Below are 23,006 nucleotides of genomic sequence, written 5' to 3'. Positions count from 1 at the left end.
CCCTGTGTTTATTCTGCGTGGTTTGAATTTGCAGCCGATTGGCCAACATTCACTGGCATACCAGGGAAGAAAATACGCGCCATTCCATCAACTATCACGTTATCGCCTTCTTTAAGGCCACTTTTAATCAGCCAAAAGTTCTGATATTGCTCGTTATTTGGTTGTTTAACCCATTCTCCTACCGTTACGGGAGCCGGCAGGGCAACATCCATGCCTTGCTCATTTTTACTGACAACGTACACAAACTTACCGGTGCCGTTATCCAGTACAGCACGCTGTGGCACAATGATCGCATTTTTACGCACAGCACCACTTAACTCAATACGGACGAATTGACCAGGACGTAATTGAAAATCAGGGTTTGGAATAATCGCTTGAAATTCACTGGTGCCTGTATTTGGGTTAATACGCACATCTGAGAAGTTAACTTCACCTGTTTTGCCGTACACAGAGCCGTCTTGAAGTTTAATTTTTGTTTGCCAATGGCCTTGTTCAGGTAAGGTCAGAGAGCCATTTTGAACATCTTGACGCATTTGTAACTGCTCTCGCTCAGATAAACCAAAGCGGATACGGATTGGATCAAATTGTGTCATTTGTGTAAGCAATAAATCGGGCCCCGATACAAAGGTCCCTTCTGAGACAAATTCACGACCCATTACACCGGCAACCGGGGCTTTAACTTGTGCATATTCAAGGTTCAACTGCGCTTGTTTTAGGGCAACTTTCGCCGCCTCGAGATCTGTTTTTGCAATGTCGTAGGCTGAACTCGCATTATCGTAATCGCGTTGCGACACAGATTTTTCTGCGCGTAATTTAGCTAAACGTTTTACATCTCTGTTAGCTTGTACTAACGCTGCATTGGCTCCATCAAGTGCAGCTTGAGCACGGTCAACCGCTAATTGATAAGGTTCAAGGTCGATAGTAAATAAAGAGTGACCTTGTTCAACACGTTGACCTTCTTCAAAATTACGTGATTCAAGAATACCCGCAACGCGAGCACGAACTTCGACTTCTTTTGAACCAGACAACGTAGCAGGTAATTCGATAGTAAAGGGGGCATCTTGCGGTGTCATTGTCATAGTTGCTACCGCGGCAGGGTGCATTTGACTCTGTTGCTGCTGAGGTGCTTCTGAGCAACCTTGTAATAGTAAAGGTGCAGTTATAAAAAACAACGCAGATAATGATAATTTAGCAGACGCGAAAGGCAGGCGCATGTTTACTCCACAGTCCAATTGTTAAGTAGGTAAGCATAGAAAATAGCCTATACACTATCGAAAGGCGATACTATGCAGAAATTAAGCGCGTTTAGTTTATACCCAAATTAGCGAAAGGTACACCCTTTAGTTTACTTTTTACAGGTGCGATAAGCAGAGAATTAAATGCTATCTTCACAAAGAGATAGCGCACATACAGTGTACTCTAATTGCGGGTTAGTATTTAAATAATTTAGCCAGTTCATCCATACCAATTTGCTTAACGAAGTGAGATATTTTGAGGCGATAAACGTCGTTGCTAACGAGGCAAAAGAGTCGTTATTTAGGTGTTCTCGGCAATTGCTCCTGCATTGCTCTTCTCCTGCATCCATGCAGGCGTAAATCAGACATGTTTAGCGCAGGTAGCGACAGGTCAATCCCTCAAAATGATTCAGTATTATGACAGATTGGTATAATTGTATTGACTTGATAGTCTGGTTTTTTGCCTGTCGGCACAGTGGCTCACAGGAGGCTATATTAAGTTGTTTTGTAGTTTAGCAACTCGTAAAAACAGACTTTGTATGAGTTTATGAAACCTTTGTTTACGTTAGGAACAAAAATTTAACAAATACGCTTGTATTTATAATGAAAACTCGTACCCTAAAGTAATAAAAATAATAAAGGTGAGTTAGGGATGACGAAACACATTGGGGTAACATCAACGTTTGCTGAAATATCTAATAAACTAAGGCGCTTTGTATCTCGCATTGTGAGCCCAGATGATGTCGAAGACATAGTGCAAGAAACCTTTATTAAAAGTTATGAGGCTGATCTCAAGCAAAATATTGAATTTACGCACAGTTATATGCTTAAAACAGCGAAGCACTTAGCACTTAATCATATAGCTAAATGGGATAATAAATACAAAGATTCATTGGATGAACAGCAGCAAGTTGAACGTCATATGCGCACAATGGCGTTGGAAGATGAGGTTACCTCTAAAGAGCGATTTTTGTTCTTTTGTCGTGTAACAAATGAATTGAGCCCACAAGTTAAAAAGTGTTTTATCCTTAAAAAAGTATATGGTTTGAGCCAAAAGGAAATTGCCAAAGAAATGAACCTAAGTACGAGCACTGTTGAAAAACATATCGCTAAAGGATTGTTACATGCGCACCGTGCGATGAAAGCCCACGATATTCAACAAAACAATTACCCTGAAACAAACACATTTACAGCCAAAGAGGTGAATAAATGAGTAATGTTCACCCATTTACCTCACACGACATGATTCAAGCGCAGGCAAGCCGTTGGATAAGCGCGATTGACCGTGGCTTATCAGATGAAGAAGTTAAACAATTACAAGTTTGGGCAAGTCAAAGCCGAGCGCATCAGGATGCATTGTTTGAGTTAGCACAATTATGGGATGAAATGAGTGTGCTAAATGAATTAAGCAGTTTGTTTCCACATAAAGCGCCTACAAAACAAAGTACTTCATTTGGGATGGCTACCGCTGCGAGCTTTTTAGTGGTGATGCTACTTGGTTGCATCATGTTAATCTATTCAAGCTATTGGCACTCAGCTGAAAACGATCATGCTAAATTTACTAAAATTTACCGAACAAAAGTCGGCGAACAAGCCACCTTTGTCCTGCCAGACAGTACTATTGTTCAGTTAAATACCAACACAAATCTTGAAGTTGCATACACAGGTAATCGTCGCCAACTCATTTTGAATCGAGGTGAAGGACGATTTAATGTTGCAAAAGATGCGAGTCGTCCATTCACTGTGATAGCGGGTGATAAATCGTTTACGGCATTAGGCACTGTGTTTAACGTGCAGCGGAACACGGCATCAGATCTAGAACTCGTTGTAACAGAAGGCAAAGTGATGATTGCCGACCCCAGCACTCAGGTTGACGCCACTGATTTTAATCGTCTTAAAGATGCAACAGACACCAGCAACGATATTAAAAAGCTTAAAGCGAATGTTGTTGTTTCAGGTGAAAAAGCATTGATTAAACACAGTAAAACAGAGCCAATAAAACAATTATCAGCAGATGATGTGCAGCGTGATTTAGCGTGGCAACATGGCATGCTTATTTTTAATGGTGAGCCCCTCAGCGACGCATTACAGGAAGTGAGTCGATACACAGCAACACGCTTTGAACTCCTTGACCCTGAACTCTCAACATTGAAAGTGGCGGGAGTATTTAAAGCTGGCGACATTAAAGGGTTACTTGATTCTTTGGCCGCTAACTTAGCTGTTGAACATCAACGATTAGGTGAACATCGTGTTACTTTGACCTTAGCGACTAAAAGTTAATATTGCCTATGAGAGCACACTTATTTCATGCAGTTAATGGTGCAGACGCTGCTTGTCATAAAAAATTAAACACAAAAAAATTAAATTTATGTAGTGGATTTTTCTTTCTCAACTGTTTGGTTAAGTTGCGCAGTAAACATGTGTATTTGTTACCAGCGGCCTGTTTTGTTTATGGACTGAATGTAAGTCAAACAGTCATCGCTGCTGAAAAACAAATGCTGCAATTTGATATTAAAGCGCAACGAGCTGATTTGGCTTTGATTGAATTTGCAAAGCAAACCGACCAAACAGTCATATTTTCGTTCGATTTAGCAAAGCAATATCAAGCGCAATCTGTGTTTGGTTTTTACACCAAATTAGATGCGTTAGATGCCATGCTAAAAGGCACTGAGCTCGATGCGGTTGTTGATCAAAATGGTTTACTGAGTATAAAACTCAAACAAATCAATAGGAAAGATAACAACATGAAAAACCTTTCAGGGATCAGCGCTGCAGTCGTGCCGTTACTGCTTGCTTCGAATACACAGGCGGTAGCTGCTGATCAAGCTGCACAGGAAAATATTGAGAAAATAGCTGTCGTGGGTAGCCGTGTCGCAGGGCGTTCAGTTGAAGATTTACCTGTACCGGTAGATATTTTAAGCGCAGAAGCACTGGAAAATACAGGTCAAACTGAGGTTGGCCGTATGTTGCAAGCCATTGCGCCTTCATTTAACTTTTCCAGCTCGTCTATCAGCGATGGTACAGATGCGTTAAGACCTGCAACATTGCGCGGTTTAGGGCCCGATCAAACGTTAGTTCTGATTAATGGTAAGCGCCGTCACCAGGCAAGTATTATTCATATCAATACCTCTGTTGGTCGTGGTACGGCCGGTACAGACATGAATGCGATTCCCGCTGCATCCATCAAACGTATTGAAGTCTTGCGTGATGGTGCCGCAGCACAATATGGTTCAGATGCGATTGCGGGCGTTATCAACATCGTATTAAAAGACGCAGAAGAAGGCGGTAAAGCGGCGATTAATTATGGTGAGTACTCAGAGGGCGATGGCGAAACAGTTAATATCGATTTTAATAAAGGGTTTGCGTTAGGCGACGAAGGGTATTTAAATACGACGATTAATTATCGAGATCGTGCGCCAACAAACCGTGCAGGCTTACATGGTTCATGCCAATTTTATGGCTGTACTGAGCTTGAAGATGGCACATTACTCGCGGGCGATCCTCGTGAGCTAACAGCCCCGCGCGATACTTTTAGAATTGGTGATGCAGATTCACAGCAATTTGCCCTCACAGTTAATACAGGCTATGAACTTGCTGGTGGTGAGCTTTATGGTTTTATTACTTATTCGAACCGTGAAAATGAATCAGCTGCATTCTTCCGTCATAATGCCAATGCAAGTGGTAACCCTGTTTTACAAGATGGCGATGCAACCATTCCTATGGGGTTTCTACCAAAAATTAACACAGTAATCGATGACGTGTCCTACAATGTTGGTTTCAAAAAATCATTTGATAATGACGCGAGTCTTGATTTGTCTTACACCTATGGCGAAAACAGCATCGATTACACCACAAGCGATACGATTAATGGCTCGTATGCTAATTACCTTCGTTATGAGCAAGGCTTAACGGCTGACGAAATTCGAACTACGATCCCGCGCTCGGCGTATGCCTATGGTCTTGAGTTATCACTACAAACACTGAATCTTGACTACACCAAAGATTACGAGCACTTTTCGCTGGCGTTGGGTGCTGAGCTTCGTACCGATGAATTTCGCATCCTAGAGGGAAGTGAGTATGCGTATCGTGATTACGATACAGTTGATGGGGTAAGTATTTATGCAGGCCTTAATGACGGCATAGGAAGTGTTGATGCTGCAAGTGGTGCTCAAGGGTTTGGTGGTTCCGATCCGGCCTCGTCAGTGGATGAGTCACGCGATGTAATTTCATTTTATTTAGACGCCGAAACGTATGTAATTGATGATGTGATTATCTCAGGGGCACTTCGTTACGATAACTATAAAGGTTTTGGCGATACCGTTAACTTTAAACTGGCGGGTAACTGGTCAATCACTGAAGATGTTTCGTTACGTGGGGCTGTGAGTACAGGATTCAGAGCGCCTTCAATGCAGCAGTTGTACTTTAATAACGTAAGTACACAGTTTGTTGTTGGACCAAATGGTGACTTAATTGCAGAGCAAGTGGGCACCTTTAGAAACGACAGTACGCTGGCGCAATCTATTGGTATTCCTAAACTTAAAGAAGAGAAATCGCAAAATCGTAGTTTAGGGATTGTTTACAACGTCACAGATAACATCAACCTGACTATTGACTACTATGCGATTGATATCGATGACCGTATTGTGATCAGTAATCGTTTAGGGAAAGGATTATCCGACACATTAGATGCAGCGTTAGAAAGCGCTGGCGCGGGAGCTGGACAGTTCTTCTTAAATGGCGCTGATACAGAAACCGAAGGGGTTGATTTAGTCGCAACGTGGAATACCGAGGGCCTTGGTGGAACACTTGATTTTACTTTTGCTGCTAACTTTACAAAAACGGATGTCGTCGATTTATTCACCCCTGCAGGCAGTGGGCTTGAAACGATTCCGGTTGAAGATGTGTTTTCTGCGCAAGAAACATCGATTATTGAAGAGTGGCAACCCGAAGACCGCATTAACTTAAGTGCACTTTACCGACTAGAAGACTGGACGGTCAATTTATCACTTAATCGTTACGGTGAGTACACGGTAGAAGATGGAGGTCGCCAAACGTATGGTGCTGAAATCTTAACTGACGTAAAAGTTAACTACTTCTTTAACGAAAATCTGTCGTTTAATATTGGTGCAAACAACTTATTTGATGTTTACCCCGATAAGAATACCATTGGTAATTCGCGTTCGGGTACCATTGTTGATGCAAATGGAAACACTATTGTTTCAAGCCCAGGTGTGTTCACTTATTCACGTCGCTCAGCACCCTTTGGCTTTAACGGTGCGTACTACTACGTAGGCGCAGAATATAAGTTCTAAAAATCCTATCGATTCCTTTATTATTTAACCTTCAAAGGGCCGTTAGGCCCTTTTTTAGTTATAGAGACGTGCTTATAGAGATTGGAACATCTTGATATTGTTTTATTTTATCAAGCAAGGTGACTAAGGTTTTGTGGCTGCTTTGCTCACTTGCAGTTACTTGCACCTGTGTCATTTCAAACTGTGCGGCAAATAACGCGAGGTTAGCTATAATTTGCTCTGGTGTTATAAGTCGGTTTGCAAAGTAAATACTGTCGTTTTCAGTAATAGTAAATTGCGCTTGTTTTTTTGGGTTTTCAAGAATTGGTTTTGCTAAAGGGCGATTGACTTCTATAGCGCGCTCTTTAACAAATGAGGTTGTAACGATAAAAAATATCAGCAATATAAATACAATATCGAGCATCGGGGTCATATCTACATCAGCGTTTGCAGCGGTTTTTTTAGGTTGTTTCACCATAATTAGGTCCTTGTTGTTTTTGACCAAGCCACAAAATTTACGATTAAGTGGACTAGCCATAGTCGTGTTAAGAACACGGATTATTTTTAAATGCTGGGCGCCACAGCCGTATTTCGGATCCTAAATTTAAAGTTAGCAGCTTTTAAAAATACTGTAGTTAAATAAATATTCTAAGTTTATTAAATGTTTGTAGTGTTTTTGTTGGTAAAAATATTTATTAACTTTGATGAAATCATTTCGAGGTTTGTCAGGTCATTTTTGTTGGAACTAAGTTTAAAGGATGGATAAATGCTAAAAATTAAGTCTTTAGTTTGTGCTATGTGCCTTGTTTTACCGACAGCAAGTTTTGCTGAGCAATCAGTTAACGGGCAAGATTTCATAAATTTATTTGAGAAGCTGTCAGGTAAGCAGCCCGGAATTAGAAAAGGTCACGCCAAAGGTGTATGCGCTGTGGGCACATTTACACCTAATCAAGCAGCAAAACAGTATTCAATCAGCCCTTTATTTAACGCACCGTCAAAAGCAAATATTCGTTTTTCTATGGGTGGGGGTAACCCTAATGCTGATGAAACATCACGTTCTCCGCGAGGAATAGGGGTGCAGTTTGTGCTAGAAAATGGGGATGTGCACAATATTGCAGGGCTAACTACGCCCGTATTTGCAGGTAACAGCCCTGAAGCATTTTTTGGTTTGCTAAGTACCTTAGTACCTGACGAAAAAACAGGTGAAATCGATTTTGCAAAAGTGAAAGCATACAGAGAGCAAAACCCGAGTACGTTAGGACAATTTAATTGGCTACAAAGCCATAACCCGCCAGCATCGTATGTGTCTTCACGTTATTTTGGTGTGCATACCTTTTACATGGTTGATGAAAAGGGCACTAAGCAAGCTTTTAGATGGACCATGGTGCCAGAAGCGCCAGAACAAGTACTAACTGAAGAACAAATGAAAGCATTACCTAAATCATTTCTTGCTAAGCGACTTGAAGAGGATTTAGCGAAAGGGAAAGTTCATTACCGTTTTCAAGCTGAATTAGCCGAGCCGGGTGATGCATTAACGGATCCTTCAGTGCAATGGCCTGCTGATCGCAAAACAGTTAATTTAGGAAAGCTCACGATAGAATCCACGGGTGAATCAGGGTGTGATTTAACTAATTACGACCCAAATCTGCTTTCACAAGGCTTTATGCCAAGTGAAGATGAAGTGTTAAAGCTGCGCTCAACTGCTTATGCTATTTCATTTTCAAAACGTATTACTGGGCAATAACGTTCTTTAAATTTTCAATATGAAGCCCAGTTATGCTGGGCTTCATATGGTTAGCAGTTAATGCTTTTTCATTTTACTCATTTCGGCATGACAGCTTTGAATAGTTAGCAGGGTTTTTGATAACGCTGCTTCACAGTCGTGGGGTTGAGGTTTTTTGAGCGCACTTTTTATTTCTGCGAGTGTTTTGTCTTCGACTTCTTCAAGCTCACTGACGTAGGTTGCATCTTTGTCTGCACCGAGTTTAGTGATTAAAGATGTGTAAGCTTTACGAGCTTCTACCGCAAAGTCTGAGCCATTTTCACGGTGACCTGTTTGGTTTATGGCGTATGGCTGTAAACGTTCAATACTTACTTTACGGGCATCGATCATGCGCTGAAATAACGCGACGATACTGGGGTCTGAAACTTTTTCCTGTGCTTTTTCATAAAAATCGATACCACTGTTCATAACTTGAATGATATCTGCAATATGATGAACGTCATGTCCTTGATGTGTTTGCATAATGACCTCTCTAATAATATAGACTGAATTAAAACAATGCTCTCTACATGAAGCAAAGCATGTTCCAATCCCTAACATAAAAGTATTATCATTAATAATCAGAGTGTTACATTTTTATTTTGAGATAAAGCGAGTTTGGTACGCCCATATAAAAAGGCGTACCAGCAATAATTACAGGTTAATAGGTAAAATATTACTTAAGCTCATTGGCCACTTCAGCCACTTTTTGTCTAAGCCAAATATGGCTGGCATCACGGTGTAAAAGAGGGCTCCAAATCATGTCGAGTTCAAAAGGCGGAATAGGGAAAGGTGGCTCAAGAATTTTTAATCCCGGATCATCTAAATAAATATTCGCCGCTTTTGATGGCAGTGTGGCCACTAAATTCTGCTCTTTAGCCAGGTGAATGGCGACATGATAGTTTCGAGTAAAGGTTGCAATATTCCGGTGCTTACCAAAATGAGCAAGCGCTTCGTCTACCCAACCTAACTTTTGGACATCTTTTGGATCCATACCTACGCCAACACCAAAACCTGTTTTACTTACCCAAATATGGCGCGCTTTTAAGTAACTATCGAGACTGAAGTCTTTAATGATAGGGTTGTCGGCTTTTACTAAGCAGCAAAAACTGTCTTTCCAAATTTGTTTGTAGTGAAACGATTGGGGTAAGTTTTCAAAGCGGTTAATTGCCATGTCGACCTTGCCGTTTTCAACGTCATGAAACGTAACGTCACTGGGGGTCAGGATATCAAGCGTGGTGTCAGGCGCTTCTTCGTGTAACTTACTAAGTAGTTTGGGCGCAAGGGTACTGGCCGCATAGTCACTGGCCATAATACGAAATACACGTTTACTTTGAGATGCTTCAAATTCACGGTTAGGAGCGAGTGTTTCTTCTAACGTCATTAAAATACCGCGTATGACAGGTTGTAGCTCTTTAGCACGCTCTGTCGGCACCATTCCTTCACTGGTGCGTACCAAAATCGGATCATTAAATAAATTTCTCAGGCGCTTTAAACCGTTACTCATTGCGGGTTGTGTAATGCTTAACTGATTAGCCGCTTTGGTTACATTGCACTCTCTGAGTAATGTATCTAGGTAAACAAGTAAGTTTAAATCTATTTTACTTATATTCATTCTGTGTCCTTGGTGTTTACCAATAATGGATAAATCGTTGTGCAGCAGGGTAAGGGTAAATGTGGCTTACCACGCCTTGCTTAATATTATATTGAGCTTGTCGCCAATAAGCGGGGTCTTCAAGCTCTGGGTGTGTACTTAATAAATAGTGTTTGTACACAGGGTTAGCCGTAACAAAGGTGCACAATTGCTCAGGAAATACGTCTTGCGGTGCCACTGAATAACTTTGCTCATTCGTTAAGTAGTCATCGTATGACTTGGCTTTTGGTAAGGCACGAAAGTTCATATCAGTTAAATATTGCACTTCATCGTAGTCATAAAAAATAACGCGGTTATGCTTACTTACCCCAAAGTTTTTCAATAGCATGTCGCCTGGAAATATATTCACGGCTATCATTTCTTTTAATGCTTGACCATATTCTTCAATGGCTTCAAATGCTTGTTGTTCACTGGCATTTTCAAGGTAGATATTTAATGGTGTCATGCGCCGCTCAATATATAAGTGTTTTATGATCAGCCAGTCACCTTCAATAATCATTGAAGAGGCGATTGTTTTATGCAGCTCTGCTAACAATTTACTATCAAAACGACTCAGAGGAAATACGACGTTAGAATACTCTATAGTATCGGCCATGCGTCCGACACGATCATGACTTTTAACTAATTGATAGCGTTTAAGCACGGTATCGCGCCCAAACGGTTTGCTTTCGCCAAAGGTGTCTTTAATCACTTTAAACACATAGCCAAAGGATGGCAGAGTAAATACCATCATCACCATACCCGGTGTGCCAGGGGCAATAACTAATTGATCGTTTGAGTTATTTAAATGCTGTAAGAACTCACGATAAAACTCTGTTTTACCTTGCTTATGAAAGCCAATTGCATTGTAAAGCTCTGCCAATGTTTTGTTAGGCATTAGTTGATTTAAAAAACGAACTAATGCAGAAGGAGCATGCGTTTCAACCATAAAATAGGCGCGGGCAAAACCAAAGATAACCCGCATTTGCGATGATTTCGTCAGCAACGCATCAAGGTATAAGCCTTTATCCTCATGGTGTAAAACAGCAATGATAAAAGGTTGTACGCCACTTTCAGACACCACTCGGCCAACAATGTAAGCGGCTTTATTTCGGTAAAAAGGGGCTTGAAGGATATCAAAGCGCATGTGCCACGCTTGGTGGTGTGTATCGGGAGCTTGCTTATAAAACGCCTTAACCAACAATCGAATATCACGCTCAAGGTCCACAAAAGGGGCTTTAAAGTCAAATTGATTAATAATTTTACGTATTGTGGGTCTTAGCCCATCTACGACAGGAAAATAACTGCGATATTCAGCTTCCATTGGGAGGGCGGGAGCATCTGCGAGAGTGGCTTTTACAAATATAAAGTCGTTATTAAAATAGCGGCGGTGAAATAAGCGACAAAAAACGGAGTTATAGAAAGTTTCAGCCAGCTCGGCTTGTGGGTGAAAGCTTAAAAATTGTTGGTATATTTGTTTGGTTTCGAGCCAGCAAGTCTGATTGAGCTCAATAATTTGTTGTTCATTCAGCGATTTTAGCTTGGTAATGGTTTCGTTAACCCGATCATCATAATGGCTAATTCTGAGCTTACTAATTTCATTAATTTTTTGCCAATCTCGGTTGGCAAATGCGATAGGAGCTTTGGCTGTTATTGCTTGGAAGAGTTTATAGTGATTACGAAAGCCAGATAAAATTAACTCCGCAATATGTTGTGGCTGCATACAAACTCCTTCGAAACGGCTGAAATGTCGTGTTTAGAGCATTAACTCTATCCGTGTTAAGAATATGTTATTTATTAGTGAAACCCAATAGTAAAGTTAATTAATTATAGCGTGCTAATTTTTTTTCTAAGTCAGCCAGCTTTTTATTAGCCTTTTTTACGTCTCGTTGGTATTGCTTATTGATACTGTTTAGCTGCTTTTGTATGTCTTTGCTGATTTGCTTGCTTTGTGAATCAGACAAAATGCGGTTAAGCCGTTGCTCTTGTTGGTACTGCGCTCTGTCACGCTCGCGACTTAAAATGTCTAAGCGATGTTTTTGACTACGAATTTCGGCTTCTAATCGCTTTATTATCTGTTCTCTTTCCAGTTCATTAAGTTGTTTAACATAATTATCAGGTGCTTGTATATCAGGATCAGTTACTGTAATGCGGTGTTTAGTTGCGCGATTCCCACAAGGAAATTGGCTAAATACGGTGCCTTTGTCAGTTACACATTTATAGTATTCCGCCGCTGTAAGTGCGGGAGAAAAGGTAATGAAAAGAGAGGAAAATAACGCGGTGATTGTGGCTTTCATGACATCCGTGTCCTTACTTTAATACGTGTTATTAAATATAATAAAGCCAGCTCGTATAGCAAATAATCAAAAGGGCTAAGGTGTATAGCGTTTTAGTTTTTTAATGCTTTGCACTAAAAAAGGTACATCGAGTCGCTGCTCTATTGCAAAGCCCTGAGCTGCAGAGATGTTTTTAAAATTACCATCCGAGTCAATTAAAGTAATTCTATCTTTCTTAAATGCAATAAACACATTTTGAGAGTAGTTTACGCCGGTATCATCATGGCGTTTATATAAATTACTGCCTAGCATGCTTTGTTTCGCGAGCGTTTGGCAATTTAAATAATGCCCAACACTGGTGGCTATTATGTCACTTGGTTGAATAAGCCCGTCTGTTTGCACAACTTTTTTATCTGAGCTGTACAGGCGAGACGTAGTCACAATGCCGTTGCTATGCTGAGCAAGGCTAAATGCGAAAACAGCGTGTGCATTATTACGCACTGTGGTTGTTTCATCTGCGCTGACAAGTCTTATTGATGAGTCTTCATTGGTTGAATTGATAAATTCAAATTGTTCGAAGCCCTCTACCTGTAGTGAGCGAGATTCGCTTAACCAAACAGGCGACTGCTGTTTTTCAAATATAGGTGATTTGTAAAAAGCCGGTAAGCCATAAACTAGGCTAAATAACGTATCTTCAACTTCAATAGGTTGTAAGAATAAATCAGTTTTACGTAAATTTGGTTGAGTATTTACAAAGCTTTCAAGGGCGTCGTTGTTTGAAAATACTAAAATATCGATTTTTGCTGTAGTTTCATCAACACATTGTGCTGGAGGCGTCGGTGCTAAATAATCAATATTGTGCGGATCTAGCCTAACATCATGAGCTTCTTTATAGCTGTCAAGGTCAAGTAAATCGTTTTTAGCCAGCAGGCTTTTTGCAGTTGTTGGGTACGATAATGGCAGTACGTTATCTTGCTTAGTAATATCAAATTTTAAATTAGCATCGGCCCAAATATGAATACTGTGACTAAGAGCAAAACACACTAAGATTGTGCTCGTAGCATAACGTGCGAATTTATACTGTTTTAAGCGTGCCAGATGATGCCAAGTGTAATTACTGACTAATAACTGGAAAGCTAAAATGAGTAGTACGATACCGCCCGCAAAAATAGTCGTGAGTGCAGGGGAGTCTGTAAGACGGTGCCATAATAACGACACAATCTCAGGTAAAGCTGATGAATTCAAATGATAGCCTAGGTTGAAATAAACGTAGGCATCAAGTGTCAGCAGTGATGCACCAAAGGTCGCAATTACCGCGGCCATCCCCCGAATATGTCGAGGGTAAGGAAACACCAAACTCAGCGGAAATATCGTCAGAACAAAGGCAATAAACGTAATAAAGCTTGTGTGGCTTAACCAAGTTACAAACATGTACAGGTAACCCACAAAAGTAGTGGGGGCACTGTCGGCAAATAAATAACTTAAGCTGATAAACAGCAGTAAACCTATATTTGCGAAGGTGAACCAATGGCCCCAACTAAGAAGCTGACTTACTTTTGATGAAAATTGACTTTGTTGCGATAAATTCATAAATCTTATTTAACCGACTGCGCTAATGCTTTGGCAAAGTTGTCGGCAACCGCTTGTCTTTTCTCTGAAGGTACATGCTCTTTTAAAATATGCGTGATAGAATTTCCTAAACACATAAGGCTTAAATCTACAGGCGCTTTATGCTCTGTAAGTACATCAATCAGCTGATCAACGATTTGTTCTACTTGCTCATTAGAATATTTTGATATGATAGGCATCAGTTGGTTCGATAAAAAGAGTTATATTCCCGTATTTTAACACCAGAGGCGTGAAAAACAAAGATGACAATAGATGTTAAAAAATTAGTCGTTCATTATGTAGACAAAAAAGACGACGATACTGAAATTCATTTACGCAATGATGAAATGGTTGTTAACGACAAAGTCGCTGTATTCATAGAACAGCTTCACCATGCTTACAATGGTAAACCGGGTAAAGGGTATTGTGCATTCAGTGGCGAGAAAAACAGTGTTGTAGCTTCTGCAATGCAGAGCTATCGAAACAATGAGCTGGGCTTTTGGCACATGACTGAGCAGGCCACAAATGTATTAAAAGAAGAGCTAAATAAGTATGCGTTTAACGAAACTGGTTATTTAGTTTTTTGCCATTATCAATATGTTGCAAGTGATTATGTGTTAATTGCGCTGATCAATATTAAAGAACATTATTCAATTACTTCGGAACTTGATTTAGCGTCATCGCGTCACTTAGATATCTCACGCATGCAATTAGCTGCGCGTGTCGATTTGACAGCCTGGGACACGCAAGCGGAAGATAATCGCTATATTTCTTTTATTAAAGGGCGTGCGGGTCGTAAGGTTGCGGATTTCTTTTTAGACTTTTTAGGTTGTGAAGAGGGCATTGACCCTAAACAACAAAGCCAAGTAATGCTTAACGCCGTTGAAGACTACTTATCAGAGCAACAGTTTGATAAATCAGAAAAAGATGAGCTTCGTAAACAAGTTTTCGATTACTGTAATGACTGTGTGACCACAGGTGAAGATGCCAACGTTAAAGAATTATCGGCGACATTATCTAAAAGTGATGACAGCCCATTTGACAGCTTTTGCCAAGAACAAAACTATGATTTGGAAGACTCGTTCCCTGTTGATAAAAAGACGGTAACGAGCATGGTTAAGTTCTCTGGTATGGGTGGTGGCGTAAGTGTGAGCTTTGAGCGCAAACACCTAGGCGAGCGCGTTACATATAATGAAGCAACAGACACACTTGTGATTAAAGGTATTCCACCTAACCTAAAAGACCAACTGCAACGCTTTATGGAGCAAGAAGAAGATTAAATAAAGTCATGCGTTAAGGCATTAGACAGTTGGGTTAATCTCGACAAAATTGACAGACTTTTGGCCCAGTTACTGCTGGGCTTTTTATTATTTAATAATTAAGGCTTGCAGTAAGACAGTTTATTATTAGGTATTAATCGTTTAGGGTATTATCGGTCAAGATTGGTAAAAAGCTGGCATATACGTAAGGATGAATATGGACTTTTCTAAGGCGTTTCACTACAAAAAGTGGGCAAATACTCAATTGCTTGATTTAGGAGAACAGCAGTTTTCAGGGCTTCCAGAAAGTGATGCTACCTTTTTCGTCAGACTTTTAAATCACACAACTGTCGTCGATAGCCTATTTATTAGCCGAATTTTGAGAGAACCTGAAAAATACAGTGATGATAATACCGTTGAAACACCAACATTTTTAGAGTTGCGCAAGAGAGTAAATGAAAATGACTCATGGTTAGTTCAGTATTCTAAAACAGTACAGCAAGAAGAACTAGAGCGGGTTGTTTCATTTAAATTTGTTGATGGTGATACAGGGCAGATGTCAGTGGCAGAGATTCTAATCCATTTGTTAACTCATAGCAGTAATCACAGAGGTATGGCATCTAGGGTACTTGCGGCAAATAATTTAGAGAGACCTAAGGACACATTCACTCGCTATCTGCATCAATTAGAGCCATTAAGAAGAGTTATAGTATAGCCTCTTTTTTATGGGGCGTTATATGCAAAACCTCAAGACGACATAAAGCGTATATCCAGAGTTTAATTGTCACTGAAAGTGAAGATAACAGAGATAAATGAGATGAGTCTTTTGATTTATTCGACCCTCAAATTAAATTTACGCATAGGGATTTTATGACTTACAAAGCAATTAATTTTAAAGAGAAGTTTTCTAAATTTACTGAACATTGGTCACCGCGAGTAATTGCAGAAATGAACGACTATCAATTTAAACTCGCTAAAGTTGAAGGTGAATTTGTTTGGCACGATCACCCTGATACTGATGAAGTGTTTATTGTTATTGAAGGCGAGCTAGAAATCGAATTTAGAGATGGCATTGTAAATTTAGAGTCGGGTGAAATGTTTGTAATCCCTAAGGGGGTTGAACATAAACCCCATGCGAAGACTGAATGTAAAATTATGCTTGTTGAGCCGAAAGGCGTGGTAAATACCGGTGAAGCTGGTGGTGAACTGACCGCAGCGAATGATGTTTGGGTGTAACAAACAAGTCTGATGGTGTCAGATTTGAATCAGCAGCAATTACAAACCCTGAAAAAGGCAGCAATGCGCAGTGTGTGGGTGTTTTTGCTATTAAATAGCAGTCTGTTGCTGTTGTTTTTCTTAGGTAATACAGAGTTTGTGTTTATCGCTTTAGTGATACAGATTAGCATAGTTGTTATTTGGCAATTACCCGTATTTATATTTCACGTAGTTTATAAAAAACAGCCAATATTAATATCGATCTATAAAGCATTGGCGTCATATCGTTACGTTATAGAGCAAGTGCAATGGCCTTAGTATTTAATTTATATAAAAGAAGCGTGTAATGATGGTAACTGCATTTGTAGCAAATTTGCAGGTGGCACAGACGCGAACCTTGCAGGCGTTGTATTAAATGCGGATAAGCTTTCTGATGCTGAAAAATATAATTGCCTAATTATTAATATTTATCTGTAACAGAGACAAAATAACCGCTAATCTACTGAGATGATTACGACGTATTCTAAGAAAAGGTTTTGAGGTGTAAATTTCTTTTAATACTGCTCTTTATTTTGAGCACATTTAACCCATCTTTTAGCAAGTTGTTAAAATGAAAATGTTAGTTAGGAGAACTAATGCCACACTTTATAATGGACTGCTCTGAAAGTATCCTGAAATCCCATCATGAAGAATGTATTATTGAACAAATCTATCATGTCGCTAATTCTACAGGATTATTCGATGAAGGTGATATTAAGTTAAAAATTAATCCATTTCAAAAGTATTCCGTGGATAATATGAGAAGGTTTTATCCCTGTTTTTTCTCAAATTGATTATTCCATTATTTAGTTTTAGTTAGAAAAGGATGTCTAGCCTATGTATCAACTTTATTTTTCTCTTGCTCTAATATTTATTATTTTTAGTTTGCCCATTTATATTTACTATATAACATTAAAATTTGAACAGTTCGAAGATAAAGGTTCTAGTTTTTTCTCTTTATTTTTTGGCAGAGCCAAGCTTGAGGGTAGTACTAACAGTTTTGTGCTTTCCGTTTATAGGCATTATAAGTGTTCTAAGCACTATTAAGACTTTATGTAGACGGAAGCCAGTTAAACCATCTTTGTTATTTTCTGCAATAGTTTCATTACTGTGGTTGGCATTTTTACTTACAGGGCTTGTGCAATATTTAGGCGAATAGAAGTTAAATAAGTACGAAAATATTTAAAATTTTTATTCGCTTTTTAATGCTATTGTTTTTCTGTTATGACTATTGAGTTGTTTACAAGGAGATTTTAAAAGCATGAATATATTTCTTATTATTGCAGGTGTATTAAGTGGAATCGTTGCAATTTTGCATCTTGGATGTATTTATTTTGGCGCACCGTGGTATCGCTTTTTTGGTGCGGGGGAACAAATGGCGCTACTATCTGAGCAAGGTAGTATAAAACCAACCCTTATAACCAGTGGCATTACACTCGTGCTCTCAATGTGGTCAATGTATGCGTTTTCTGCTGCTGGGATTATTTTCAAACTCCCATTAACGCGTTTAGCGCTTATATTAATTACGTTCATTTATATTGCCCGGGGCATCGTCGGTTTTTTGTTTGTAAAGTCACCCCAAGGTCGAACTCCCGAGTTTTGGATTTGGAGTTCAATTATTTGTTTATCTTTAGGTGTTGTTCATCTAATAGGACTGAAACAACAATGGGCTAGTTTGTAGGCAAATTTAAATAAAGTCATTATGATTGCAGCACATATCCAAAGTGCCACCTCGTCAACAGATAAGGTGAGACAAGTTGCACTGCGCAAGATTTGAAAGTGCTGTTTGAGAATAAGGCGCAAGCTATAAATTAAAACTACGGATATTCAACGTCTATATCGGTACTCTCTATATCGGTAATCTCTATATTGGTACTGACTATAACAATACTATCTATATTGACACTATCTGTAGCTTTTATTCGTTAAATCTAAAAAGAGAGTTGTGTGAATGAAAGTAGAAGCATTTTTAGTTAACTCGTTTACTGCAGATGGAAGCGGAGGTAACCCTGCCGGTGTTGTATTCAATGCGGATAAACTTTCTGATGCGGAAAAACTGACTGTTGCGAAAGCCGTGGGCTTTTCAGAAACGGCCTTTGTATCAGACGATGAAGAGGTCGATTTTTCGGTGTCATTTTTTACCACAACAGAAGAGGTCGATTTTTGTGGTCATGCTACGCTTGCTGTATTTTCGACTCTATTCAACCAAGGTGTGATAGCTGCGGGTAATTACACGCAGAGAACCAAAGCGGGTCTACTCGGAATAACGATTGCCAATGACGGTCAAGTTACGATGGAGCAAACCTTACCTAAATACCTCGGCAGCTTTGCGTATCATGAGGTCGCTGGATTATTGGGGGTTGATGAAGCGGTTTTAGCATCAACGGCTTTACCGATAGACGTAATCACAACAGGTTTACCCGATATTATCGTTCCTGTACCACGGGGCTATCTCGATAAAATTGAAGTTAATAACGCTGCTCTCAGTGATTTTTGTAAACAACATGAAGTGATTGGTGTGCATGCATTTGAGCTTTACGATGCGCATGAAAAGCTGACTGCAAGTTGTCGAAACTTTGCACCTTTAGTGGGTATTCCAGAAGAATCGGCAACAGGGAGCGCGAGTGGTGCGCTTGCTTGTTACTTAACTAAGCATCTTTATTCTGAACACATTAATCATTTCAAATTTGAACAAGGACGACTTATGGGGTGTGCTTCACATATCTCAGCATGCGTTAGATCAGACAAACAAGGTGTGAGTCAGGTGTTAGTGGGTGGATACGCCAGTGGCTTCGGAACCCAAATAATCGAAATATAGTGTATATATCTAAAACAAAAATCTAAAACAAAAAAGCCGCGTTATTTTCATAACGCGGCTTTTTTCGTATAACAGCTAGACTAGTCAGCCGATAATGTTTTAGCCATATCAGCACGGGCTTTACCGGCAGGTTTAATTGAACCTGCGCGTAAACCACTGTCTGGAATAGCTTCACGCTTATCGTGTGCCATAGCACCTGGTGTTGGTACTGGCTCGCTGTCTGCAACTGGTGCAGGTTTTGCCATTGCAGCGCTTGCTGAACCCTTAACTAACACTGTTCTTTCATTGTTAGGTGCTTGTTTAGCTTGCATTGGTTCATCAGCTTTAACTGCTTCGTCAGCTTTAACAGGCTCTTCAGCTTGCACTGGTTCATCAGCTTGTACTGGTTCGTGAGCTTTAACTGGTTCATCAGCTTGTACTGGTTCGTCAGCTTTAACTGGTTCTTCAGTTGTTACTGGTTCTTCAGCTTGCACTGGTTCTTCAGCTTGTACTGGTTCGTGAGCTTTAACTGGTTCGTCAGCTTGTACTGGTTCGTCAGTTTTTACTGGTTCATCAGCTTTTACTGGTTCGTCAGTTTTTACTGGTTCGTCAGCTTTTACTGGCTCTTCAGCTTTAACTGGCTCTTCAGCTTTAACTGGCTCTTCAGCTTTAACTGGTTCGTCAGTTTTTACTGGTTCGTCAGCTTTTACTGGCTCTTCAGCTTTTACTGGCTCTTCAGCTTTTACTGGCTCTTCAGCTTGTACTGGCTCTTCAGCTTTAACTGGCTCATCAGTGGTAGCTGATTCAGGCGCTTCAACTGGTTGTTCAGTTTGCGCTTGTTTAGCTTTTAATTCAGCTTCATATTCAGCAGCAGCTTGATCCGCAACAGGAATAAAGGCAGGTGTGTCACCTTTATCTTCATTTTGCTTTTCATCTTGCTCAGGACGACGACGGCGTTGTCCAGCTGCACGAAGGTGACGAGGTGAACGACGTGAGCGTGTGCGCGGCTGTGCTTGTTCATCATCAGCAACTGACTCAGCGTTTACATTTTGCTCCTCAACCGGTGTGTTGGTTTCTTCTGTTTTAACCGATTTAACGTCAGCTTTTGCAGGTTTTTCTGCTTTAACCTCAGTCTGTGCAGGCGTTTCAGATTTAACCTCTGGTACTACATCGTCTTTCGCTTCTTTCGCCTGCTTGGCAGGTTTTGCTGCTTTGTCTGTTTTCTCAGCCTGAACAGTATCACTGCTCTGAGTTGATTTTACTTCCTCGGCATTTTCGTCTTGTAAACGCACTTTCTTACGAATATTACGACGTTGACGGCGAACCTTAGGTTTAGTCTCTTTCGGTTGCTCCGTTTGCGTTTCTTGAACTGCCTCTGTTGACGTTGTTTCTACGTCATCAGTACGCTTTTCATTTCGCTTTCGGTTAGTCGAATTGCGACGGCGCTTATTACGGTTTTCGTTACTTTCTTTTTGCTCAGGAGCTGAAGTAGTGGCCGGTTTCTCTTCTTTCGCTTCAACGTCTGAAGGACGCTTATTACGAGAGTTGTTACGACGACGTTGGTTATTGCTTCTGCGACGGTTGTCGTTATTGCGACGGTTGTTGCTGCGCTGTTGTGCCGCTTTTTTCTCTTCTTGCTCTTTTTCAGTCTCTTCTTCAGAGTTGCTGAAGAGTGATTTAAACCATTTACCAATGGCTGCAAATAAACCACCGTCACTTTTCTTAACGTCTTGAGCTGGTTGTTCAGCTTTTGGAGCAGCTTGTGGCGCTGGGTTTGTTGGCATAACAACACCTTTTAACACAGGCTCTTCACGAACCGGTGCTGTGGGTGCTTTAGCCATTTCAAATGCTTCTGGCTCTGGTGCAACGACTTGCTCATAGCTAACAGTTTCAATCGTTTCATCTTTGCGTAAACGAACTACTTCATAGTGCGGTGTTTCCATGTGTTGATTTGGAATAATGACCACATCAACACTATGGCGTTTTTCAATACGGTGCACACTACGGCGTTTTTCATTTAATAAGTAAGCAGCTACCGCAACAGGTACTTGTGCGTTTACTTGCGATGTATTGTCTTTGATTGCTTCTTCTTCGATTAAACGAAGGATAGACAATGCAATTGATTCGTTTGAACGAATAGTGCCTTGACCATTACAACGCGGACACGGACCTTGGCTTGCTTCACCTAGAGATGGACGCAGGCGTTGACGTGACATTTCAAGAAGGCCGAAGCGTGAGATTTTGCCTATTTGTACGCGAGCACGGTCTGGACGTGCAGCATCTTTTAGGCGATTTTCAACTTCACGTTGGTGGCGAGGTGGTGTCATATCGATAAAATCGATAACAATAAGACCACCTAAGTCACGTAGACGTAATTGACGTGCAATTTCATCAGCGGCTTCTAGGTTCGTATTAAGCGCGGTCTCTTCGATATCACCGCCTTTGGTTGCTTTTGACGAGTTAATATCGATAGAGGTAAGCGCTTCTGTTGGATCAATAACGATTGAACCACCAGAAGGTAAGCGAACTTCTCGTTGGAACGCTGACTCAATTTGGCTTTCGATTTGGTAATGCGTGAATAATGGCACATCGCCTTGATAAAGCTTAACACGGCTCATGAAATCAGGGCGGAAGCGTTCAATGTGCGCTTTAGCTTCTTCAAAAACACGGGCTTTATCAATTAAAATTTCACCAATATCACGACGTAGATAGTCACGGATAGCACGGAAAATAACGTTACTTTCTTGGTGAATTAAGAATGGAGCAGGGCCGCTATCTGCAGCTTGTTGAATGGCATCCCAGTGAACTAAAAGCGCTTTTAAGTCGTAGTCTAGTTCCTCGAATGATTTGCCAACACCCGCAGTACGGACAATGAGCCCCATACCTTTAGGAAGTTCTAAACGGCTTAGCGCTTCTTTTAGTTCAGTACGCTCATCACCTTCAATACGACGTGAAATACCGCCGGCACGAGGGTTATTTGGCATAAGTACTAAATAGCTGCCTGCTACGCTTATAAAGGTTGTTAGTGCCGCGCCTTTTTGGCCACGTTCTTCTTTATCAACCTGAACAATTACTTCTTGGCCTTCTTTGATTACGTCACGAATATTCGGACGACCTTGGAATGTATAGCCTTGTGGGAAGTATGTGCGTGCAATTTCTTTAAGTGGAAGGAAACCATGTCTTTCCGCGCCATAATCAACAAAGGCTGCTTCTAGTGATGGTTCGATACGGGTAATTTTACCCTTGTAAATATTGGCTTTTTTTTGTTCGTGACCTGGGCTCTCTATGTCTAAATCATACAGGCGCTGGCCATCAACCAGTGCAACGCGCATTTCTTCTTGCTGCGTCGCATTGATTAGCATACGTTTCATATTGTTACTCTACTAATTTCTGTCGCTGACATGACGATATCATTTCGTCTGTTCAGTGGTTTTTGACGGTTATTCTTGTGCAATCTCACGACTGGTTAAAATCAAAAACCGACGTTGTTCGCTTACATTGAGCGTGTCTATGGTGTGGCTGACAATAACATGTTGTCACGTTATTAAATTCTTTTTGGTGCCAAAACTGCCGCGTCTTTCACGGTTTTAATTTACGAGTTCTGTTCCGAAGTCGACCATGTTCAAATTTTAATTCAATGTCTTGCTACAACAGCTTACTCTGAATGACGTTGTTACGTCGTCACTATCAGACAATTTATCTTGTTCAATTGCTTTTTCTATTCATTAATCAGCATTCGTGCTCAAATTATGCAGGCAATATATTACGCGCATCGCCGATAATTGAACGCTCGTGTTGGCTGGGTAATTATAAAAGCTTTGGAAAACTTAGCGCGGATCTGTATGATCGGCAACCCAGAATATGCATCACGAATGTTTTAATGTGGTAAAA

General features: G+C 40.5%; 19 protein-coding genes. 10 read left to right on the top strand and 9 right to left on the bottom strand.

Annotated features, from left to right (window positions below; all coding sequences use genetic code 11):
- Positions 1-8: 8 nt before the first annotated feature.
- Positions 9-1,214, bottom strand: coding sequence for an efflux RND transporter periplasmic adaptor subunit (locus ACSSVW_RS04365; RefSeq protein WP_454178916.1), 1,206 nt, complete (start codon positions 1,212-1,214; stop codon positions 9-11).
- 673 nt (positions 1,215-1,887) lie between these two features.
- On the opposite strand from ACSSVW_RS04365, the gene ACSSVW_RS04360 reads away from it, so the two are divergent.
- From ACSSVW_RS04360 to ACSSVW_RS04350, 3 genes are all read left to right on the top strand, one after another.
- On the top strand, positions 1,888-2,448 hold the full coding sequence (locus ACSSVW_RS04360; protein WP_074989402.1) for an RNA polymerase sigma factor: 561 nt from the start codon (positions 1,888-1,890) through the stop codon (positions 2,446-2,448).
- Positions 2,445-3,515, top strand: coding sequence for a FecR family protein (locus tag ACSSVW_RS04355; protein ID WP_036967913.1), 1,071 nt, complete (start codon positions 2,445-2,447; stop codon positions 3,513-3,515). Before ACSSVW_RS04360 ends, ACSSVW_RS04355 begins: the two co-directional genes overlap by 4 nt.
- A gap of 125 nt (positions 3,516-3,640) precedes the next feature.
- Positions 3,641-6,547 (top strand): TonB-dependent receptor plug domain-containing protein, encoded by a 2,907-nt coding sequence (locus tag ACSSVW_RS04350; protein ID WP_065978534.1) that lies wholly within the window; start codon positions 3,641-3,643, stop codon positions 6,545-6,547.
- 58 nt (positions 6,548-6,605) lie between these two features.
- Here the strand turns inward: ACSSVW_RS04350 and ACSSVW_RS04345 are convergent, their stop codons facing one another.
- Complete coding sequence (locus ACSSVW_RS04345) at positions 6,606-7,004, bottom strand: ExbD/TolR family protein (protein WP_454178915.1); 399 nt, start codon at positions 7,002-7,004, stop codon at positions 6,606-6,608.
- Between the two features lie 288 nt (positions 7,005-7,292).
- On the opposite strand from ACSSVW_RS04345, the gene ACSSVW_RS04340 reads away from it, so the two are divergent.
- Positions 7,293-8,270: a catalase family peroxidase gene (locus ACSSVW_RS04340; RefSeq protein ID WP_182394969.1), complete on the top strand. Its 978-nt coding sequence runs from the start codon at positions 7,293-7,295 to the stop codon at positions 8,268-8,270.
- A 57-nt stretch (positions 8,271-8,327) separates the two neighbouring features.
- Here the strand turns inward: ACSSVW_RS04340 and ACSSVW_RS04335 are convergent, their stop codons facing one another.
- The 6 genes from ACSSVW_RS04335 to ACSSVW_RS04310 form a co-directional block, all read right to left on the bottom strand.
- Complete coding sequence (locus tag ACSSVW_RS04335) at positions 8,328-8,771, bottom strand: ferritin-like domain-containing protein (protein WP_036967916.1); 444 nt, start codon at positions 8,769-8,771, stop codon at positions 8,328-8,330.
- Positions 8,772-8,964: 193 nt separating this feature from the next.
- The gene (locus ACSSVW_RS04330) at positions 8,965-9,903 is read right to left on the bottom strand and encodes a LysR family transcriptional regulator (RefSeq protein ID WP_036967919.1); all 939 of its coding nucleotides are present in this window, start codon (positions 9,901-9,903) and stop codon (positions 8,965-8,967) included.
- Between the two features lie 16 nt (positions 9,904-9,919).
- The gene (aceK, locus tag ACSSVW_RS04325) at positions 9,920-11,644 is read right to left on the bottom strand and encodes a bifunctional isocitrate dehydrogenase kinase/phosphatase (RefSeq protein ID WP_036967922.1); all 1,725 of its coding nucleotides are present in this window, start codon (positions 11,642-11,644) and stop codon (positions 9,920-9,922) included.
- Positions 11,645-11,744: 100 nt separating this feature from the next.
- Complete coding sequence (locus tag ACSSVW_RS04320; RefSeq protein WP_036967925.1) at positions 11,745-12,218, bottom strand: DUF4124 domain-containing protein; 474 nt, start codon at positions 12,216-12,218, stop codon at positions 11,745-11,747.
- Between the two features lie 75 nt (positions 12,219-12,293).
- Positions 12,294-13,787, bottom strand: a complete 1,494-nt coding sequence (locus ACSSVW_RS04315; RefSeq protein ID WP_065978494.1) for a DUF3413 domain-containing protein — start codon at positions 13,785-13,787, stop codon at positions 12,294-12,296.
- A gap of 5 nt (positions 13,788-13,792) precedes the next feature.
- Complete coding sequence (locus ACSSVW_RS04310) at positions 13,793-14,005, bottom strand: YejL family protein (RefSeq protein WP_036967930.1); 213 nt, start codon at positions 14,003-14,005, stop codon at positions 13,793-13,795.
- 63 nt (positions 14,006-14,068) lie between these two features.
- On the opposite strand from ACSSVW_RS04310, the gene yejK reads away from it, so the two are divergent.
- From yejK to ACSSVW_RS04280, 6 genes are all read left to right on the top strand, one after another.
- Positions 14,069-15,085, top strand: coding sequence for a nucleoid-associated protein YejK (gene yejK / locus ACSSVW_RS04305; protein WP_036967934.1), 1,017 nt, complete (start codon positions 14,069-14,071; stop codon positions 15,083-15,085).
- Positions 15,086-15,281: 196 nt separating this feature from the next.
- Positions 15,282-15,779, top strand: a complete 498-nt coding sequence (locus ACSSVW_RS04300) for a DinB family protein (RefSeq protein ID WP_454178914.1) — start codon at positions 15,282-15,284, stop codon at positions 15,777-15,779.
- Between the two features lie 155 nt (positions 15,780-15,934).
- Positions 15,935-16,300, top strand: coding sequence for a cupin domain-containing protein (locus ACSSVW_RS04295; RefSeq protein WP_074989399.1), 366 nt, complete (start codon positions 15,935-15,937; stop codon positions 16,298-16,300).
- A 24-nt stretch (positions 16,301-16,324) separates the two neighbouring features.
- Positions 16,325-16,597, top strand: a complete 273-nt coding sequence (locus ACSSVW_RS04290; protein ID WP_454178913.1) for a hypothetical protein — start codon at positions 16,325-16,327, stop codon at positions 16,595-16,597.
- Between the two features lie 982 nt (positions 16,598-17,579).
- Entirely contained in the window at positions 17,580-17,999 is a 420-nt protein-coding gene (locus ACSSVW_RS04285) for a hypothetical protein (protein WP_036967950.1), read from the top strand.
- 270 nt (positions 18,000-18,269) lie between these two features.
- Complete coding sequence (locus ACSSVW_RS04280) at positions 18,270-19,136, top strand: PhzF family phenazine biosynthesis protein (RefSeq protein WP_454178912.1); 867 nt, start codon at positions 18,270-18,272, stop codon at positions 19,134-19,136.
- Positions 19,137-19,216: 80 nt separating this feature from the next.
- Here the strand turns inward: ACSSVW_RS04280 and rne are convergent, their stop codons facing one another.
- Entirely contained in the window at positions 19,217-22,486 is a 3,270-nt protein-coding gene (gene rne, locus ACSSVW_RS04275) for a ribonuclease E (protein WP_454178911.1), read from the bottom strand.
- Between the last annotated feature and the right edge of the window lie 520 nt (positions 22,487-23,006).

Source organism: Pseudoalteromonas sp. MBR-15, from assembly GCF_053628915.1.
The sequence above is the reverse complement of the archived record's forward strand: the minus strand, read 5'-3'. Positions and strand labels throughout refer to the sequence as shown.

Coding starts and splice junctions, on each gene's coding strand:
- ACSSVW_RS04365 (WP_454178916.1), bottom strand. CDS start 1,214: ATGCGCCTGCCTTTCGCGTCTGCTAAATTATCATTATCTGCGTTGTTT.
- ACSSVW_RS04360 (WP_074989402.1), top strand. CDS start 1,888: ATGACGAAACACATTGGGGTAACATCAACGTTTGCTGAAATATCTAAT.
- ACSSVW_RS04355 (WP_036967913.1), top strand. CDS start 2,445: ATGAGTAATGTTCACCCATTTACCTCACACGACATGATTCAAGCGCAG.
- ACSSVW_RS04345 (WP_454178915.1), bottom strand. CDS start 7,004: ATGGTGAAACAACCTAAAAAAACCGCTGCAAACGCTGATGTAGATATG.
- ACSSVW_RS04340 (WP_182394969.1), top strand. CDS start 7,293: ATGCTAAAAATTAAGTCTTTAGTTTGTGCTATGTGCCTTGTTTTACCG.
- ACSSVW_RS04335 (WP_036967916.1), bottom strand. CDS start 8,771: ATGCAAACACATCAAGGACATGACGTTCATCATATTGCAGATATCATT.
- ACSSVW_RS04330 (WP_036967919.1), bottom strand. CDS start 9,903: ATGAATATAAGTAAAATAGATTTAAACTTACTTGTTTACCTAGATACA.
- aceK (WP_036967922.1), bottom strand. CDS start 11,644: ATGCAGCCACAACATATTGCGGAGTTAATTTTATCTGGCTTTCGTAAT.
- ACSSVW_RS04320 (WP_036967925.1), bottom strand. CDS start 12,218: ATGAAAGCCACAATCACCGCGTTATTTTCCTCTCTTTTCATTACCTTT.
- ACSSVW_RS04315 (WP_065978494.1), bottom strand. CDS start 13,787: ATGAATTTATCGCAACAAAGTCAATTTTCATCAAAAGTAAGTCAGCTT.
- ACSSVW_RS04310 (WP_036967930.1), bottom strand. CDS start 14,005: ATGCCTATCATATCAAAATATTCTAATGAGCAAGTAGAACAAATCGTT.
- yejK (WP_036967934.1), top strand. CDS start 14,069: ATGACAATAGATGTTAAAAAATTAGTCGTTCATTATGTAGACAAAAAA.
- ACSSVW_RS04300 (WP_454178914.1), top strand. CDS start 15,282: ATGGACTTTTCTAAGGCGTTTCACTACAAAAAGTGGGCAAATACTCAA.
- ACSSVW_RS04295 (WP_074989399.1), top strand. CDS start 15,935: ATGACTTACAAAGCAATTAATTTTAAAGAGAAGTTTTCTAAATTTACT.
- ACSSVW_RS04285 (WP_036967950.1), top strand. CDS start 17,580: ATGAATATATTTCTTATTATTGCAGGTGTATTAAGTGGAATCGTTGCA.
- ACSSVW_RS04280 (WP_454178912.1), top strand. CDS start 18,270: ATGAAAGTAGAAGCATTTTTAGTTAACTCGTTTACTGCAGATGGAAGC.
- rne (WP_454178911.1), bottom strand. CDS start 22,486: ATGAAACGTATGCTAATCAATGCGACGCAGCAAGAAGAAATGCGCGTT.